Origin of the sequence: Lachnoclostridium sp. An76 (assembly GCF_002161355.1) — a bacterium.
Lineage (GTDB): Bacteria > Bacillota > Clostridia > Lachnospirales > Lachnospiraceae > Mediterraneibacter > Mediterraneibacter caccavium.
This window is the reverse complement of the sequence record NZ_NFHL01000002.1, coordinates 242,500-260,099: the sequence shown is the minus strand read 5'-3', so window position 1 is coordinate 260,099 and position 17,600 is coordinate 242,500. Positions and strand designations below refer to the sequence as shown.

Here is a 17,600-nt window from a genome sequence, read left to right as displayed (position 1 = left end):
TACTAACACTGAACCAAAAAAAACAGGAGGGATACTCATGGCAAAGAATTACAGCAACACAAACAATTCAAACAAAAACACAAATTCAAAGAATGGCTCTTATTCTTCCTATGCGGATACACAGAATAAGAACAAAAACGCAAACAAGAACAGCAGCAATGCGTCAAACAGCAAAAACTGCGGAAGGACACACGATGCTTTTGATGAGTCTGACCGCTATTAAAGCTCTGTAACGCTGTTTTCTGCTGCTGGCAGAAGCGCGGAAAAGCACGGAAATCCCGATTTGGGACACCGTAAAGTTTGATTGGGGACGTAGTAAAGTTCAACTTTACTACGTCCCCAATTTATAGTAATATGGATACAGTATGAAAATAAGGACGGAAAAACGGATGGATAAAATGGAATGGATCGCACCCTGCCACTTTGGGCTGGAGTCTGTACTGAAGAGAGAGGTCCAGGACCTTGGGTATGAGATCGCACAGGTGGAAGACGGGAGAGTGACGTTTCGCGGCGGCATGGATGCCATATGCAGGGCAAACATTTTCCTGAGAACAGCGGAGCGGATCCTGCTGAAGGTGGGGAGTTTCCGGGCGGTGACTTTTGATGAATTGTTTGAGAGGACGAGAGAAATCCCGTGGGAAGCCTACATTCCGGAGGATGGGAAATTCTGGGTCACAAAAGCAGCATCAGTAAAGAGCAGGCTTTTCAGCCCGTCTGATATCCAGTCCATTATGAAAAAGGCGATGGTGGAACGCCTGAAGGGGAAATATCATACGCAGTGGTTCCAGGAGACCGGCGCATCCTATCCGGTCAGGGTATTCCTGATGAAGGACATTGTCACAGTGGGGATCGATACCACAGGGGTGTCCCTGCACAAGAGAGGGTACCGGCCGGCGGCGGGGAAGGCTCCCATCGCTGAGAATCTGGCGGCGGCGCTGATCATGCTGACTCCGTGGCGAAAGGACAGGATCCTTGTGGATCCGTTCTGTGGGAGCGGCACGTTTCCCATCGAGGCCGCGATGATGGCGGCCAACATCGCGCCGGGGATGAACCGGTCGTTTACTGCGGAGGACTGGACAAACCTGACGGCAAAAAAGATGTGGTACGAGGCGGTCAATGAGGCGCAGGACATGATCTCGGACGATATAGAGACGGACATCCAGGGATATGACGCGGATCCGGACGTGCTCAGGACAGCGCGCCGCAACGCGGAAAATGCCGGAGTGGCGCATCTGATCCATTTCCAACAGCGGGAAGTGAAGGATCTGAACCATCCGAAAAAGTATGGCTTTATCATTACAAACCCGCCTTACGGGGAGAGGCTGGAAGAGAAAACAGCGCTCCCGCAGATATACCGGGATTTCGGAGAGGCATTCCGCCGGCTGGACAGCTGGTCAGCGTACATGATCACAAGCTATGACGACGCGGAGAGGTATTTCGGACGGAAGGCAGAGAAAAACAGGAAGATCTATAACGGGATGATCAGGACGTATTTCTATCAGTTCCCGGGACCGAAGCCGCCGAAACAGAAGAAATAAACCGGGGCGGAAGAAACAAACCGGAACAGAAGAAATAAACCGGGGTGGAAAAGAGAAAACGAGACAGAATAATATGAAGGCAGCGCGGCCCGCAGGGGAAGAGGTTACAATAAGAAGAGACAGAGGGTGCAGGGAAGATGAAAAGAAGAATCATATTTGCAACAGGGAATGAAAATAAGATGAAGGAGATCCGCATGATCCTGGCGGATCTGGGCATGGAGATCCTGTCTATGAAAGAGGCGGGAGTCGATGTGGAGATCGTGGAGGACGGCATGAGCTTCGAGGAAAACGCGGAGATCAAGGCAAGGGCCGTGGCGAGGGTGCTCACGAATGATATAGTCCTTGCGGATGATTCCGGGCTGGAGATTGACTATCTGGACAAGGCGCCCGGGATCTACTCGGCGAGATTTGCCGGGGAAGATACTTCTTATGATATCAAGAACCGCATCCTTCTCGACCGGATGGAGGGCGTGCCTGAGGAGGAGCGCACAGCCCGGTTCGTATGCGCTGTGGCGGCAGTATTCCCTGACGGGACTGTGTCCACGGTGCGCAAGACGATCGAGGGGCAGATCGCTTATGAGTCTGAGGGCGAGAATGGGTTTGGATATGATCCTATCTTCTATGTGCCGGAATACGGATGCACGACCGCCCAGATGACGCCGGAGCAGAAAAACGAACTCAGCCACAGAGGAAAAGCGCTCCGCGCCATGAGGGACATTCTCAGGGAAAAATTCGGAGAGGGGATATTATGAGAGTATTGATCATCAGCGACACACACGGCCGGCACACAGGGCTGGACAGAGCGCTCGAGGAAGCCGGGGATATCGATCTGTTTATCCATCTCGGCGATGTGGAGGGCGGAGAGGAATACATAAACGCAGTGGTGGACTGCGAAAAGCATATGGTGAGGGGAAATAATGATTTCTTCTCAGACCTTCCGAGGGAGGAAGAGTTTTATATAGGAAAATATAAGGTGTTCATTACTCACGGCCATGCGTATTATGTTTCCCTGGATCCGGAGTATATCACAGAAGAGGGCGCTGCGCGCAAAGCGGATATCGTTATGTTCGGGCATACGCATAAGCCGTATTTAGAGCAGAAGGACGGGATCACAGTGCTGAATCCGGGAAGCATCTCATTCCCCAGGCAGGAGGGCCGGAAGGGGAGTTATATGATCATGGAGATCGATGAGGGCGGAGAACCGTCTTTTGAGCAGAGATATCTTGAACCGCTGGCATAGTCTGCGGGATGGACGATTTATGAAAACATACAGACAAATCTAAAGAGGACAGAGCTCCCGGGAGTGTGCAGGCCGCACTCCCGGGAGCTCTTTTGGCAAAAAAAGATAAAAATATAAAAAATAAGACAAAAAATATAAAAATATCATGCAAAATTTTGTTGTTATAGATGGCTGTGGATGATATAATTGTGCAAAATATTCAGATGGAAAAGGTGAAATATGAAAAAATTGAGAAAAATCACGAAAAGTCTTGCTGCCGGCACTGCGGCCGCGGTACTGCTCACGGCGTATCCGCTGCCTGCCGGGGCAGAAGAGGTGACTGCCGGCGTGACGGAGTCGCCCTGGGTTTCAGAGTGGCAGGAAGGGGATGCGTACTCTGTCAGTGAAGATGCGTACCAGATTTATCCGGTCCCTCAGTCTGTTGATTACACGGGCAGCGAGGGGGCGGCTTTTGTTCTGCCCGATGAGGTAGCGGTTGTGGCAGGGGAAAATATCGATGAGCCGACCCTTGACTACCTGGAGGAGATCCTCGGGGAATATGGTCGGACCGGGCAGCCTGCCGAAAAAGCTGAGGGAGAAGGAAATATCGTGATCGGTGTCCTGGGAACCGGGGACCAGGCGGACCTGTGGTTCCGGGAAAAAGGGTTGGATACGGAGATGTTTGACCAGCCTGACGCCTATGCGCTGTACGCTGAGGAAGGAAATATCTACATCCTGGGAAAGGACACGGATGCGGCTTTCCGAGGAGTGGCGACTCTGAAGATGATGTTCTCTTCTTTTGCCGGCGAGCGTTTCCTGCCTGTGCGGATCCTGGATTATGCGTCCATAGACGCGAGAGGGTATATCGAGGGCTTTTACGGCGGATGGACCCACGAACAGAGAAAGAGCCTGATGGAATTTACCCGGGATATTAAAATGAATATCTATGTCTATGCGTCCAAAACAGACCCGTACCATACGAGTAAATGGGCGGAGCTCTATCCTGATGACATGATCGGGGAATTCAGGGAGCTTACGGCTCTCCAGGAAGAGATGAAGTGCGAATTCTCCTGGTCCGTCCACCTGACAAATATGCTCTCAGGGATCACATCAACTACGGATCCGCGCTATGAGGAGCGCAAACGGCAGCTGATGGATAAGTTCGATCAGCTGTATGAGATCGGAGTGAGGCGTTTCTGTATCCTGAATGATGATTTCGGGTCCGGGTCCAATGAGGTCGTTGTCAGCCTGATCAATGACCTGAATGAGGAATATGTCGGGCCGAAGGGCTGTGAAAATATCATCTACTGCCCTCAGGGCTATAATAACAGCTGGGCGCGTCCCGCGGAGCTGGAGGCGATGAGAGGGTTTGACGAGGATGTGCTTATCTTCTGGACGGGGCTGGATGTGAACTCGCCTTTCGAGCAGAGCTCCATTGATTATGTGATCGAGAATACGGGCCACAGCCCGGTATTCTGGGTGAACTATCCGTGCAGCGAGCACGCGAAATCCGGCGTGTTCCTCGGAAGCAGCGCCCACTATATCAGGGATAACATTACGGGCCTGGCAGGCGCAGTTTCGAATCCGATCTTTTTTGCAGAGGCGGATAAGGTCGCGCTCTTCCAGCTGGGGGCGTATTTCTGGAATGTAAACAATTATTCGGAACATACGGAAGAGATATGGGAACAGTGTTTTAAATATCTCCAGCCGGAAGTCTATGACGCTTATCTGACGATCGCCAGGAATGTGTCTGACTGTCCGGGGTCGGGACGGGTCCCGCAGGGCTTCGAGGAATCGCTGTACATTAAAGAGACTCTGGACAGTGTCCGGGAAAAGATCGAGAGCGGGACAGATATCTCACAGGACGGGGAAGCACTGGAGCTTCTCGCGGAATTTATCCATATCCAGTCCGCGGCTGACGAATTTGTGGAATACTGTGAAAATGACGCGCTCGTCCGGGAATTGTCAAATCCGGGGAATACGGATGGCGGCGAAGGATGGATCCAGGCGCTGAAAAATGTGGCAAAGGCGGGAGAGCTCCTGCTTGCCGCGGAGATGGAGATGGGGAAAGACTCCGCTGACCTGGGAAAAGTCTGGGAGTCATTCGCGTCTGCCTCTGCGGAGATGGGCAGATATAACGAGAGGACTTATCTGTACCCGGACGGCGCCAGCAGACCGGCGGTAAAAGCGGCGAGCAAGAGGCTCGTGCCGTTTGTGGAATACTGCCTTGAGGATGTGCGCGCGTACATGGACGGGATCCTTGCGGAGGCAAATGAAGAGCCCGCTGCGGACAGAGTCTATACAAATATGGAGGGGTATGCCGCCGCGCCGCTTACGATCTGTGAGAAAGAATACGGCCTGCGGAATATTGGCAGGATCACGCTTGAACCGGGAGAATATATCGGGATCAAGAAGAAAGATATCGCGGAGATCTCAGAGATCATGCTGGAGGGAAGCGGCCTGGACGGCCTGAGCCTGGAATACTCCCTGCACGGGGATAAATGGACGGAAGCCGTACCCGGGAAACTTGGAGAAGCTGTGCAGGCGAGATATGTGCGGCTGGCCAATGCCGGACAGGAGAGCGTCTCTGCGGTACTGTCAAAACTGGCGGTTACTGTGGAAAACCTGGACCCGGAGATAACGGTGGAAGATACGGGCATGTCCCTTCTGCAGGGGGATGACTGGAGTGAAACAGTGGACGGCAGCAAAGAGACCTATATTGAAACGGACCGGGATCAGAAAAATGGAGATTATATTATTTTCGATCTGGGACTGACGCAGGAGATCCATGATATTGCGATCTTTGCCGCGGACGGCACCCAGAGGATCTACCAGGCGGATCTCTCTGTCTCATCGGACAATACAGAGTATAAAAAGATCAAAAGCTTCCGGGATGACGGAGTGGTGGAGCCGCCGGTGAGAAAATATGAGGCGGACGCGGACGGGATCAGCGCCCGGTATATCAGGCTGGAGATCACGGCGGACGCGGATGCGGCGCTGCGGCTGTATGAGATCCAGGTGAACCGGGATGCGCAGAGGCCGGGAAGGGTTGATCCTGCGGCTGTGATCACGAATACGTCCGGGAATACAGAAAACATCAATGACAGGGATCTGTCCAGCGTATTCCTGGCGGGAGATGTAAAAGAAGGAGATTATCTGGAATACCGTATTACAGGAAATGTGAATGTGGAAAAGATCCGGATCCTCCAGAACGGTTCCTGCGGCGCGGCGGTGCTGGCAGTGCGCCCGGACGGGACAGAAGAAACTCTGGGGACGCTGACAGAGGCTGACCAGACGTTTGAAGCCCCGGAGGGCGGCATTTATGCGGTGCGGCTTGAATTGAAAGCGGGCGTGCCGGCTGAGATCAGCGAGATCGTCATTACGTACGGAGAGGATGCTTCGGGAGACGTGGGACAGGCAGTCGATAATATCTATCTGGATGCAAATGTCCCGGATTCTGCGGAGAAAGTCAACCTGGCGTTGAACCAGCCGGTGGAAGTGTCCGGCGTGGAAACTCCGTCTGTGAAGCCGGAGTCAGCTGTAGACGGGACAAAGGATACAAAATGGGACAGCGGCGCCCTCAAAGGAGCAGGCGCTTCGAGCCCGCAGTGGATCATTGTGGACCTGGGAGGATATTCGAATATGATCTCAGGCATAGAGATGAGCTACTATAATAAAGTCTATCCGACGGATTATGATATCCAGGTATCTGACGATAAAGAAAACTGGGTTACTGTAAAGACGATAACCCATGAGAACAATGGTCCGACCTATCCGGTGGATACTGTGGAGGATGAATTCGCGGTTCCGGTCATGGCGAGATATGTCCGACTTTTATTCCGCTCGATCAACAGTGGGGCAGCAGGCAACTGCATCGGCCTGCAGGAACTGGAAGTGACCGGCGTGAGAAGGCATGCGGAGATGGAGTATGTCTCGGTACAGGAGATGGAAGACCAGACTGTGGAAATCGGGGCAGAGGTGCTGCTCCCGGAATTTGTACAGGCCGCCGTGCGTGCTGAGGCTGACGGAGAAGAAACCGCTGTGATGGTAATGCCGGAATGGGATCCGGCGGAGGTGGATACGTCCGCGGACGGAGAGGTTGATGTGCTGGGCAGCCTGCCGTACCGCTACAATCTGTCGAATCCGCAGGGATGCGAGATCGCATTTGCAGTGACAGTCGGAGCGGGAACTGAGGAACCGGATCAACCCGATCCGGAAGACCCGAAGCCGGAAGAACCCGGAACCGAGGACCCGGATCCGGAAGATCCTAAACCAGAGGAACCCGGAACCGAGGACCCGGATCCGGAAGACCCGAAACCGGAGGGACCAGGAGCGGAAGAGCCCGGGGAAGATGACCCGAAGGCAGAAGGGGCAGATAATCCCGGCACAGAGGGGCAGAATGGCGGAGACGGCAGTAAGGCTGTCCCGACAGGCGATGCCGCGAATGCGGGATGGATATACGCAGCAGTGCTTTCCGGCGCGGCAGCGGCGGTGTTATATAAGAGAAAACGCAGGTCCTGAGAGATTTTGAGGAGTCCTACCGGAATCTTCCTACCGGAATCTTAAAAAAAGTTGTTGACATTATGAAAAGCTTATAATATAATAATCCTTGCGCTACGGGAATGACAGGGTGCGCAAGGATTACCGGGGTGTGGCTCAGCTTGGCTAGAGCGCCTGGTTTGGGACCAGGAGGTCGCAGGTTCGAATCCTGTCACCCCGATTGATGTGCGGGTGTAGTTCAATGGTAGAACACCAGCCTTCCAAGCTGGATACGTGGGTTCGATTCCCATCACCCGCTTTTCCGCTGAATAGCGGGAGCCTTAAAAAGGGGATATTTGCATATGAGTCTGTAGCTCAGCTGGATAGAGCAACGGCCTTCTAAGCCGTAGGTCGAGGGTTCGAATCCCCCCAGGCTCGTTATGGTGGGTATGGTGCAGTTGGTTAGCGCGCCAGATTGTGGTTCTGGATATCGTGGGTTCGAGTCCCACTACCCACCCTTTTCTTTTATATTCATACTGGCAGGCAGTGTCAGCTATAAGTCTTCGATGGGCTATCGCCAAGCGGTAAGGCACAGGACTTTGACTCCTGCATTCGCTGGTTCGAATCCAGCTAGCCCAGTTTACCTGGGAAGCCGGGAAAGAAAATATGGGCGTGTAGCTCAGGTGGTAGAGCACTTGACTTTTAATCAAGTTGTCCGGGGTTCGAATCCCCGCACGCTCAGTAAATGAGACGACGGAAACTCAGGACATTGGGTTTCCGTTTTTCATTTTGTAAGCGGATATGGCGGAATTGGCAGACGCGCCAGATTTAGGTTCTGGTGTCCATGACGTGCAGGTTCAAGTCCTGTTATCCGCAGTTCTATTTTTCTCTTGCCTGTCCGGCGCATTTATTATATACTGTGGCAGTGTCAGTATGATACATACGTGAGACAGGAGGGTGAAAAAGGAAATGGTAGAAAAAAAGATCAGGTTTGCCTCATCAGGGCAGTTGATGAGTTTTTGCAATACATGCCAGAAGATGAAGTCAGACATTGACGTTACGGATATGTCGAACAGGAATTTCCGTATCGACGGGAAGTCTCTTCTCGGGCTGATGTCCATCAAATTGGGGCTTCCGATGCGGCTGATCGTCAGCGGGGAGGACGAGGACCTTGCGCATCAGTATTTTACGAATTTTGAAATGGAATAATAAAGGACTGTGATCATAAAGGAACAGATCCGGGGAAAATACCCTGCCAGTGAGACACGGAAAAAGGATGTGTCTTACTGCCAGGGTATTTTTTAATGCTCCGGCCTATGAAATGCGCCCCTGCCGGCGGAAGGGCGACAGAGTCCCTTTTTCATAATGTGCCAGCAGGAAGAATGCTGCGGCCGATGCGCACAGCTCCCCTGCGGGGAATGAGATCCAGACGCCGATGGGGCCGCAGAGCTTTGCGAGGATGAAGCTCAGAGGGATCGTGATCACAAACTGCCGCAGCAGAGAGATGATCAGGGAGTTCCGTCCGCTGCCGAGCGCTTCAAATGTCCCGGAGTAAATGATGCCCACAGCGGAGACCAAAAATCCGAGGCAGATGATGCGCAGAGCGGTGACTCCCGCCTCCATCAGTTCTGTATCCGCATCGAAGAGAGCGAAGATCTGCTCCGGGATGAGAAGGGACAGGAGCGTGCCCAGGAGCATGAGCGCTGCCGCACAGGCAAGGCTGTACCTGACCGTGGTGCGGACCCGGGATTTCTCCCCCGCGCCGTAGTTATAACCAATGATCGGGCGCATTCCCTGGACGATCCCGTTGGCAGGCATATAGATAAAGGTCTGGAGTTTAAAATAAACGCCGAGCACAGCCACATATACTTCGGAAAATGCGGCAAGGATACTGTTCAGGATACTGATGAGGACAGAGGGGAGCAGCATCATGATACTGGACGGGATCCCCACACTGTATATCTGCCGGATTATCTTCCAGTCAAAACGGAGATGTTTTGCCTGGATGTGTATGGCGTAAGGCTTCCTCAGATACACCACGATATAGAGGAGAAAGGCACTGATCTGTCCGATCACAGTGGCAATGGCAGCCCCTGCGACTCCGAGCGCGGGGAAGCCTAAAAGGCCGAAGATGAAGATGGGGTCAAGGATGATATTGACCACGCATCCCACGATCAGCAGATACATGGTGACCTTCATCTGCCCGATCCCCTGGAAGATCTTCTCAAATGCGATCTGGAGAAGGGAGCCGAAGGAAAAGCACAGGACAATGTATGTGTAATCACAGGAATCCCCCAGCACTGCCGGATTGTCTGTAAACAGGGAGAGGAAGGGGCGTGTGATGAAAAGCCCTGCCAGGATGAAAAGGAGGCAGTGGAATACAGTCAGCGCGATCCCGATGGTGGCGGCGCGGTCAGCTTTCTCCTGGTTCCCTGCGCCGAGATGGATGGAGATCGCGGAGCTGATGCCCACGCCGATGCCGACGGCAACGGATAGGATGGCGTTCTGGAGAGGGTAGGCGAGGGAGACCGCGGTGAGGGCATCCGTGCCGAGCCGTGACACATAGATGCTGTCCACGATATTGTAGAGTGACTGGATGAGCATGGAAAGCATCATGGGAACGGACATGGAGATGAGGAGGGAAAAGACGGGTTTTGTTTTCATAAAAGTATTGTTTTCCTGCATTTGGATAAGTAGTCTCCTTTCGTATGTGGTTAAGCGGCGCTGTATGGAAACAGGCCGGGGCAATAAAAAAAGCCATATGCCTGTTTGAATTCTGAAACAGGAAAACCATATGACTTTGATGTTCTATTTTGTTTTGACCGCTCTGCGGTGTTTATGATAGCACAGGGTGTGTGTGAAGTCAATTGCAGGTTTTACCTGCCCGGCACGGCTAAGTAACAGTTCAGCCCACGCCATTCGGAAAACCGCACTGCGTGCTTACTGCGGCTGCCGCCGCTGTTTTCCTCATAAACGGGCGCTCAGCTAAAATGCCAGGATTCCAAGGTGTTCCAGCAGGATCTTCAGCCCGAGCAATATCAGGATAGCCCCGCCTGTGAATTCCGCCTTTGCCTTGTAGCGCGTGCCGAATACATTTCCGATCCTCACGCCGATGGCGGAGAGGATGAACGTTGTGGCTCCGATAAAGGAGACTGCTGACAGGAGATTTACATTCAGGAAGGCGAATGTGATCCCTACTGCGAGAGCGTCGATGCTTGTCGCGACTGCGAGCAGGAACATGGTCCTGATGTCCAGAGAGTCATTTTCCTCTTCACAGTCGCCGGAACAGGCTTCTTTGATCATATTGGCGCCGATGAGGCCCAGCAGGATGAAGGCGATCCAGTGGTCTACGGCTGTGATCTTTTCCCGGAACTGGACGCCCAGAAAATAGCCGACAGCAGGCATCAGGGCCTGAAAACCGCCGAACCATAGTCCCACGACCAGTGTTTTGCCGAACGTGATCCGGCGCATTGCGAGTCCTTTGCAGACGGAGACTGCGAAGGCGTCCATAGAGAGCCCTACAGCCAGGATGAATAATTCGAGTAATCCCATTTTTTCCTCCTTAGTGACAGCGGAAAACAGTCCGTACTTTCTATGCGCGGGAGCGGACGGCGCGCCCGCGCGCAATGATAATATCTTATCACTAAGCCGGCTTGCGTGCAAGCGGGAGTTTGCCGGAAACAGGGTTGTTTCATGAACTATTCATGAGCAGCACTACCTTTTATAATCTTATTATTACATCCCCATATCGTTTCTGGTAAGCTGATCACGTAAAAAAACGCAAACTATCTCTCTATCTCTTTACAAGACTTTTTTTCAGAGGTATTCTCTATATATAGTCAATACAGACTGGCTATGCCTTGAAATACATACTGTTCTCGCAAGGTGGCATTGTCACAAAAGCAGTCCATCATTTCTGTCATTATATTTGTCAGACCTGTCTCGTACATTGCCAGGCGCAGGATGTTGTATGCAAATTTTCTGATGAGCGACAGATTGTTTCGGGACTTTTTGGCTGGCGAGCGATCTTCCCTGAATGTGTCGTCCAGTACATGATGGAGCCGGTTCTCTATTGACCAGTGCATTCTTTTTATGCTTCCCAGTTCCTCTGCCGTGAGGATAAGGTCTGAGATCAGTGCCGTACACTGGATGTCTTTTCCAATTCCCTCTTCAGCAGAAGGAACTGGGACTCTTCTTGAGCCTTTTTTCAAAAACTCTTCTTTTGTCGGAGTGATATCATTCCCCTGGCTGTCTTTTTCAACAGGAATCCTCACCTGCTTGATCCGCCCAATGCTCTGAACGTATGTCCATTCTTTTTGTTTTTTCGTCAGATTTAATGCATTATTACATATCTGGCAAGTCCTGTACTCATTTCTGTCCCGATTTTTTTCCATCTGATTGATCTCTTCATATTTCCCAAGATAATCCTGCATAACAGGATCTGGAGTTTCACTTTTTCCTTTTTTCTCTGCTTCTTCTTCCAGTTTATCCAGGAACGTATGGATCTCCTCATAAGCGTCTGGCTGATTTTTCTTTACTGTAAATACAAAATGCCCTTCCTGTTCATGTATCTGTTCCATGATTGCTGTCTGTGTCCCAATCGCATCAATCGTTATAACACTCCCTCTGATATCCAGAAGTTTCAACAATTCCGGAATCACCGTAATCTCATTCGTCTTTGAATCGACCGGAAGCTGTGCAAGTATCAACCCTCGAACCGTTTCCACTACATTCAACAGCATCGGTGCTGTCCCGCTTTTCGTCTTTTCCGCTGCGCCGCGTAATGCTTTCCCATCAATAGCGAGATGGGTATTCTTCGAGTCCACGATCTCACCGATCCATTCCATAAAAGCATACAAGGCTAATTCCTCATCAATCCCAGACAGCATCCGGGTAATGGTGGAAGGCGAGGCAATCCCGTAGTTCAATTTCATATGTTTCCGCAGTTCTTCCAGGTGGTTTCTACACCATTTCAGGCTCCTGCGGATCGTCGTCCTGCCACAAAGAACTCCGAGAGTGACACATACCAGCATTTCTGCAAGGTCATGTTTTTTCTCTCTGTCGCACCGGTAATCCGGAATCTGCCTGAAATAATGGATCAGCTTTTCTGTCACAAATGTTCTTTCAGCACATTTCCAGCACCACTTGTATTTTCTCCAGAAGTTTCCGCTGCTCCTCACTCACTTTCGAAATGATTTCTGTTTTATCCAGGCACACTAAATAGATTGTCTCTAACTGATGTAATTCTTCCAATCCAATGCCCCATTTTTTATGGATCCTACGGGAAAGTGAGGATATCTGAGCTGCAAACTGATAATGGAAATCCGATTCCTTTTTTATCATCCGTGTTTTCTGGATATAAGAGGTCGGAGACTGTTTTAAGAGAATGATGGCAAGTACATCCTTCCAATCATCCCCCAATGGTTTTTTCCAATCATCCGGACACAACTCCCAGACAGCTTTCGAAAATCCGTATTCCCATACTTCTGCGTCTGTTAAAGATATTTTTCTTTTATTACTTTGTATGACTCCTTCCGGAGTAATCACGCCGATATATGTATCGACTGGCTGCGGATACTTTTTCCCTTTCACACGTCGGGATGTCCTTTTATAGAGATAATACGAATCTCCTTTTTTCTTCACAGTAGTTCCCTTTGTCCGATACTTCTGAACCCAATCCGGATACTTTTTCTCAGTTACTGGCATAATGTCCTCCTCTCTGTATAGGTGGAGTATACCTATACTATATAGACATTATACCTCTACAGGAATAAAAAGTCGAGAGTTATACGCGTATTTGTATAACACGTATAACCCCCGATAAAATCCAATCTTCTTATATTTTTAAAAATCTTTCATGAAACAACCCTGTGCCGGAAACAGCCGGTTTTCTGCGCCGGTTTTTCTGAGTCCTTTTCTGTGCCGGTATTCACAATATTGACATATTTCCCTGATAAGATATAGGATAAAACAAAAAGTGTGCAGAGATAAAAGAGGAGATGCGGACCATGGAAAATATAAAGATCCTTGTGGTTGATGATGAGAGCAGGATGAGGAAACTGGTAAAGGACTTCCTGACCCGTGAAGGATATACGGTCATAGAGGCGGGGGACGGCATGGAAGCGATGGATATCTTTTACGAGGAGAAGGATATCGCCCTTGTGATCCTTGATGTGATGATGCCGAAGATGGACGGCTGGCAGGTGTGCAGGGAGATCAGGGAGTCTTCCAAAGTGCCGATCATCATGCTCACGGCGCGCTCTGAGGAGAGGGACGAGCTCCAGGGGTTTGAGCTTGGCGTGGATGAGTATATCTCCAAGCCGTTCAGCCCGAAGATCCTTGTGGCGAGGGTGAACGCGATCCTGAGGAGAACGCTTGGGAATGCAGGCGGAGACATGATCGAGGCGGGCGGCATCGTGATCGATAAGGCGGCCCACATCGTGAAGATCGACGGGAAGCCTGTGGAGCTGAGCTATAAGGAATTTGAACTGCTGGCGTATTTCGTGGAGAACCAGGGGATCGCCCTGTCCAGGGAGAAGATCCTGAACAATGTGTGGAACTATGATTATTTCGGCGATGCCCGCACGATCGACACCCATGTGAAAAAGCTGCGCAGCAAGCTTGGGGACAAGGGGGAATATATCCGTACGATCTGGGGGATGGGGTATAAATTTGAAGTAGACTGATCTGAGGTGAAGCTTTATGAAATATTCGATCCGAAGGCAGATCACTGCTATTTTTATTGGGCTTCTGGTATTTATCCTTGGCGCTGTACTGGTCGTGAACAATGGCTTCCTGGGCACATACTATCTTTCGCATAAGTCTCAGGAGCTTCTGCGCACGTACAATGAAGTTGACCGTATGTTCGCGGAAAATAAAATGTCAGAGACATCGTCGCTCAATAATATCCTGGTCCGCACGGAGAAGGCAAACGTGGACCTGGTCGTCATAGACGCGGGCGGCGATGCGGTCCTGAGTACGCTCGGGACTGCGGATCCCCGCTTTAAGGAGATGACGCTGGGTATGCTGGCGGGCATGGCCGGGGTGAATGTATCGGATGTGATCAGGCAGACGGATACTTATACGATCTACCGGGATGATGCGCAGGGGGTTACAGGAGATGTGGAATATCTGAAAATGTGCGGACGCCTGTCTGACGGGTCCTGGTTTATCATGCAGAGCCCCCTGGCGAGTATCCAGGAGAGCGCATCCCTGGCGAACCGTTTCCTCATTTATCTGGGCGTCATCGGGATCGTCTTCGGGGGACTGCTCATATGGCTGTTTTCGCGCAGGATCACACAGCCCGTGATGGAGCTTGCGGGACTTTCCCAGGAGATGGCGAACCTGAATTTCGAGGCTAAGTATACGCGGGGCGGCGAGGATGAGATCGGCATCCTGGGCCGGAATTTCAACAGGATGTCCGCCCAGCTCGAAAAGACGGTGTCCGAGTTAAAGAGCGCGAACAACCAGCTCCAGAAGGACATCGAGCAGAAGGAAAAGATCGAGGATATGAGGAATGAATTCCTGGGCAATGTCTCCCATGAGCTCAAGACTCCCATTGCCCTGATCCAGGGCTATGCGGAAGGGCTTAAAGAGGGGATCAGCGATGACCCGGAGAGCAGGGAGTTTTACTGCGATGTGATCATGGATGAGGCGGGCAAGATGAATATGATGGTCAAAAACCTCCTCACTCTGAACCAGCTGGAATTCGGGAATGATGAAGTCCAGTTTGAACGGTTTGATATCGTGAAGCTGGTGAAAGGCGTGATCGCAAGCTGCGAGATCCTCGTGCAGCAGGCTGGGGCGGAAGTGGATTTCATCGCAGATGATTCCCTTTATGTCTGGGCGGATGAGTTCAAGACCGAGCAGGTCGTGCGCAATTATCTGACCAATGCGATCCATCATGTGGAGAATGAGAAGCGGATCGAGGTGCGTGTTGTTCCGGAAGACGGGAAGGCGAGGGTATCTGTGTTCAACAGCGGGAAGCCGATCCCGGAGGAGGATATCCCGAAGCTGTGGGATAAGTTCTACAAAGTAGACAAGGCGCATACAAGAGAGTATGGGGGCAACGGCATCGGCCTGTCTATCGTAAAGGCAATCATGGAGTCCTTCCATCAGAAATACGGGGTAAAGAACTTCGAGAATGGAGTGGAGTTCTGGTTTGAGCTGGACGCGGGAAACGGCGGTGAAAAAGCAAAACCGGACAGCTGTGGAAATGCTTCTTTACATTAAAGCGGAAATACGCTAAAATGTCAGTGTTGAGATGTTTTACAGGCATACGGTATGCCGGCTGTGGGCAGTGGGCATTGCGTATGCCTGAATTGTTATCTGGGAGGAAGAGAGCCATGTATGAAAAGATATTTGATATCGTGCAGTCCGTGGATGATTTTGTGTGGGGATGGTGGATGATCATCCTGCTTCTCGGCACGCATCTGTTTATGACAGTGCGCACCGGGTTTATCCAGAGAAAGTCCATCACAAAAGGGATCCCGCTTTCTGTGTCCAGGGAAGATGACGCGGACGGAGAGGTCAGCCAGTTCGGCGCCCTCACCACAGCGCTAGCGTCTACCATCGGTACCGGAAATATCATCGGGGTGGGTACGGCGATCGCCCTCGGCGGGCCTGGGGCTGTGCTCTGGTGCTGGCTGACCGGTGTGTTCGGTATCGCTACGAAATATGCGGAGTCGCTGATCGCGGTCAAGTATCGGGTAAAGACAGCGGACGGCCGTATGCAGGGCGGCGCTATGTATGCCCTGGAGCGTGGGCTGAACATGAAGTGGCTGGGCATGGTCTTCGCGGTGTTTGCCGGATTTGCGTCCTTTGGGATCGGATGTGCGACCCAGGTAAATGCCATTGCCGAGGTGTGCAATGAGAACCTGGGGATCGAGCCGTGGATCATCGGGGTCATCGTCGCTGTGCTCACTGCATTCGTGATCTTCGGAGGGATCAAGAGCATTGCCAATGTGTGTGAGAAGCTGGTGCCTTTTATGGCAATCTTTTATGTAGTGGGCTGCCTGATCATCCTTGGGATCAATTATGATTATATCATTCCGGCGATAAAGACGATCTGTCGTCTGGCATTTACGCCGGGTGCGGCGGCAGGCGGGCTCGTCGGGACAGGGATCCGCTATGCGATGCAGTACGGAGTGGCCAGGGGACTGTTTTCCAATGAATCCGGTATGGGCTCCGCTCCGATCGCGGCTGCGGCGGCGAAGACGAAGAATCCGGTGCGCCAGGCCCTTGTCTCTTCCACGGGGACATTCTGGGATACGGTAGTCGTCTGCCTGATGACTGGTCTTGTGCTCGTGTCGACGATCATGAAAAATCCGGCCATCAACGCAGACCAGATAGCGGACGGGGGCGAGCTGACGACCCTTGCATTCGGACAGATCCCGTTCTTCGGGCCGTTTATCCTTGTCGTAGGCATTATCTCCTTTGCGTATTCCACGATCCTCGGCTGGGCGTACTATGGAGAGCGGTGCGTGGAATACTTTTCGGGTAAGAAGGGGCTGATCCCGTACCGTGTTCTTTATATCGCGGTTTCTCTCATTGCCCCGGTGCTTGCCCTCGATCTCGTTTGGAAGATCGCGGACATCCTGAACGCGCTGATGGCGATCCCCAATCTGATCGCGGTGCTGCTGCTGTCGCCGGTCATTGTGAAGGAGACGAAAAAGTATATCAATAATCTGGATGCAGTGGATGATACGCCTGTACCTGTTGTAAAGACAGGCGTCGGGAAGGAGGAAGGCAGATGATCGCGGTCATTGATTATGATGCGGGAAATATCCGGAGCGTGGAAAAAGCGCTGATCTCCCTGGGGGAACAGGTGCATATCACCGGGGACGCGGAGAAGATACTCAGCGCGGATAAAGTGATCCTGCCCGGCGTCGGGGCCTTTGGCGACGCCATGGCGAATATCCGGAGAAGAGGGCTGGAACCGGTGATCCGTGACGTGGCGGAGAGCGGAAAACCTTTCCTGGGGATCTGCCTCGGCCTGCAGCTTCTGTTTGAGCGCAGCGAGGAAGCTCCCGGCGTGGCGGGACTTGGGATCCTGAAAGGGGAGATCCTGAGGATCCCGGAGGCAGAGGGGATGAAGATCCCTCATATGGGTTGGAATTCCCTGCACCTGCAGAATGACGGAAGGCTGTTCCGGGGGATCAGGGAGCAGTCGTATGTGTATTTTGTACATTCCTACTATCTGAAAGCAGAAGATGAGAAGATCGTAAAAGCCACAACGGAATATTGTACGCATATCCATGCTTCCGTGGAGCAGGGAAATGTGTTCGCCTGCCAGTTCCACCCGGAGAAGAGCAGCGATGTGGGACTGCATATCCTGAAGAATTTTGTGGAGCTGTGAGAGGAGG

General features: G+C 51.8%; 14 protein-coding genes and 7 tRNA genes. 17 read left to right on the top strand and 4 right to left on the bottom strand.

What is annotated here, in order from left to right:
• Nucleotides 1–37 precede the first annotated feature (37 nt).
• From B5G27_RS05440 to B5G27_RS05380, 13 genes are all read left to right on the top strand, one after another.
• Complete coding sequence (locus B5G27_RS05440; RefSeq protein ID WP_087177917.1) at nt 38–223, top strand: hypothetical protein; 186 nt, start codon at nt 38–40, stop codon at nt 221–223.
• A 166-nt stretch (nt 224–389) separates the two neighbouring features.
• The gene (locus B5G27_RS05435) at nt 390–1,538 is read left to right on the top strand and encodes a THUMP domain-containing class I SAM-dependent RNA methyltransferase (protein WP_087177916.1); all 1,149 of its coding nucleotides are present in this window, start codon (nt 390–392) and stop codon (nt 1,536–1,538) included.
• Nucleotides 1,539–1,675: 137 nt separating this feature from the next.
• A complete protein-coding gene (locus B5G27_RS05430; protein ID WP_087177915.1) occupies nt 1,676–2,290 on the top strand; it encodes an XTP/dITP diphosphatase in 615 nt (204 codons plus the stop codon).
• Nucleotides 2,287–2,778, top strand: coding sequence for a metallophosphoesterase family protein (locus tag B5G27_RS05425; RefSeq protein WP_087177914.1), 492 nt, complete (start codon nt 2,287–2,289; stop codon nt 2,776–2,778). The genes B5G27_RS05430 and B5G27_RS05425 overlap by 4 nt, the downstream gene beginning before the upstream one ends.
• 219 nt (nt 2,779–2,997) lie before the next feature.
• Nucleotides 2,998–7,278: a beta-N-acetylglucosaminidase domain-containing protein gene (locus B5G27_RS05420; RefSeq protein WP_087177913.1), complete on the top strand. Its 4,281-nt coding sequence runs from the start codon at nt 2,998–3,000 to the stop codon at nt 7,276–7,278.
• Between the two features lie 124 nt (nt 7,279–7,402).
• A tRNA-Pro gene (locus B5G27_RS05415) sits at nt 7,403–7,477 on the top strand.
• Nucleotides 7,478–7,484: 7 nt separating this feature from the next.
• Nucleotides 7,485–7,555: transfer RNA gene (locus tag B5G27_RS05410), tRNA-Gly, on the top strand.
• A 45-nt stretch (nt 7,556–7,600) separates the two neighbouring features.
• Nucleotides 7,601–7,674: transfer RNA gene (locus B5G27_RS05405), tRNA-Arg, on the top strand.
• 5 nt (nt 7,675–7,679) lie between these two features.
• Nucleotides 7,680–7,753, top strand: a tRNA-His gene (locus tag B5G27_RS05400).
• Nucleotides 7,754–7,803: 50 nt separating this feature from the next.
• Nucleotides 7,804–7,875, top strand: a tRNA-Gln gene (locus B5G27_RS05395).
• Nucleotides 7,876–7,904: 29 nt separating this feature from the next.
• Nucleotides 7,905–7,977 (top strand) — tRNA-Lys (locus B5G27_RS05390).
• A gap of 54 nt (nt 7,978–8,031) precedes the next feature.
• Nucleotides 8,032–8,112, top strand: a tRNA-Leu gene (locus tag B5G27_RS05385).
• Between the two features lie 93 nt (nt 8,113–8,205).
• Complete coding sequence (locus B5G27_RS05380; protein ID WP_087177912.1) at nt 8,206–8,445, top strand: HPr family phosphocarrier protein; 240 nt, start codon at nt 8,206–8,208, stop codon at nt 8,443–8,445.
• 105 nt (nt 8,446–8,550) lie between these two features.
• On the opposite strand, the gene B5G27_RS05375 is transcribed toward B5G27_RS05380, so the two are convergent.
• The 4 genes from B5G27_RS05375 to B5G27_RS05360 all read right to left on the bottom strand — a co-directional run bounded on the left by B5G27_RS05375 (nt 8,551) and on the right by B5G27_RS05360 (nt 12,942).
• Entirely contained in the window at nt 8,551–9,921 is a 1,371-nt protein-coding gene (locus B5G27_RS05375) for an MATE family efflux transporter (protein ID WP_087177911.1), read from the bottom strand.
• A 300-nt stretch (nt 9,922–10,221) separates the two neighbouring features.
• Complete coding sequence (locus B5G27_RS05370; protein WP_087177910.1) at nt 10,222–10,788, bottom strand: manganese efflux pump MntP; 567 nt, start codon at nt 10,786–10,788, stop codon at nt 10,222–10,224.
• 287 nt (nt 10,789–11,075) lie between these two features.
• Nucleotides 11,076–12,350: an ISAs1 family transposase gene (locus B5G27_RS05365; RefSeq protein WP_242958172.1), complete on the bottom strand. Its 1,275-nt coding sequence runs from the start codon at nt 12,348–12,350 to the stop codon at nt 11,076–11,078.
• 10 nt (nt 12,351–12,360) lie between these two features.
• The gene (locus tag B5G27_RS05360) at nt 12,361–12,942 is read right to left on the bottom strand and encodes a hypothetical protein (RefSeq protein ID WP_087151332.1); all 582 of its coding nucleotides are present in this window, start codon (nt 12,940–12,942) and stop codon (nt 12,361–12,363) included.
• 302 nt (nt 12,943–13,244) lie between these two features.
• Here B5G27_RS05360 and B5G27_RS05355 point away from each other — a divergent pair, with 302 nt between their 5' ends.
• From B5G27_RS05355 to hisH, 4 genes are all read left to right on the top strand, one after another.
• On the top strand, nt 13,245–13,922 hold the full coding sequence (locus B5G27_RS05355; protein WP_087177909.1) for a response regulator transcription factor: 678 nt from the start codon (nt 13,245–13,247) through the stop codon (nt 13,920–13,922).
• 16 nt (nt 13,923–13,938) lie between these two features.
• A complete protein-coding gene (locus tag B5G27_RS05350) occupies nt 13,939–15,468 on the top strand; it encodes a sensor histidine kinase (protein WP_087177908.1) in 1,530 nt (509 codons plus the stop codon).
• Between the two features lie 113 nt (nt 15,469–15,581).
• Nucleotides 15,582–16,991 carry an alanine/glycine:cation symporter family protein gene (locus B5G27_RS05345; RefSeq protein ID WP_087177907.1) on the top strand — a complete coding sequence of 470 codons (1,410 nt, stop codon included), beginning with the start codon at nt 15,582–15,584 and terminating at the stop codon, nt 16,989–16,991.
• Entirely contained in the window at nt 16,988–17,593 is a 606-nt protein-coding gene (gene hisH, locus B5G27_RS05340) for an imidazole glycerol phosphate synthase subunit HisH (RefSeq protein ID WP_087177906.1), read from the top strand. Before B5G27_RS05345 ends, hisH begins: the two co-directional genes overlap by 4 nt.
• Nucleotides 17,594–17,600: the final 7 nt, after the last annotated feature.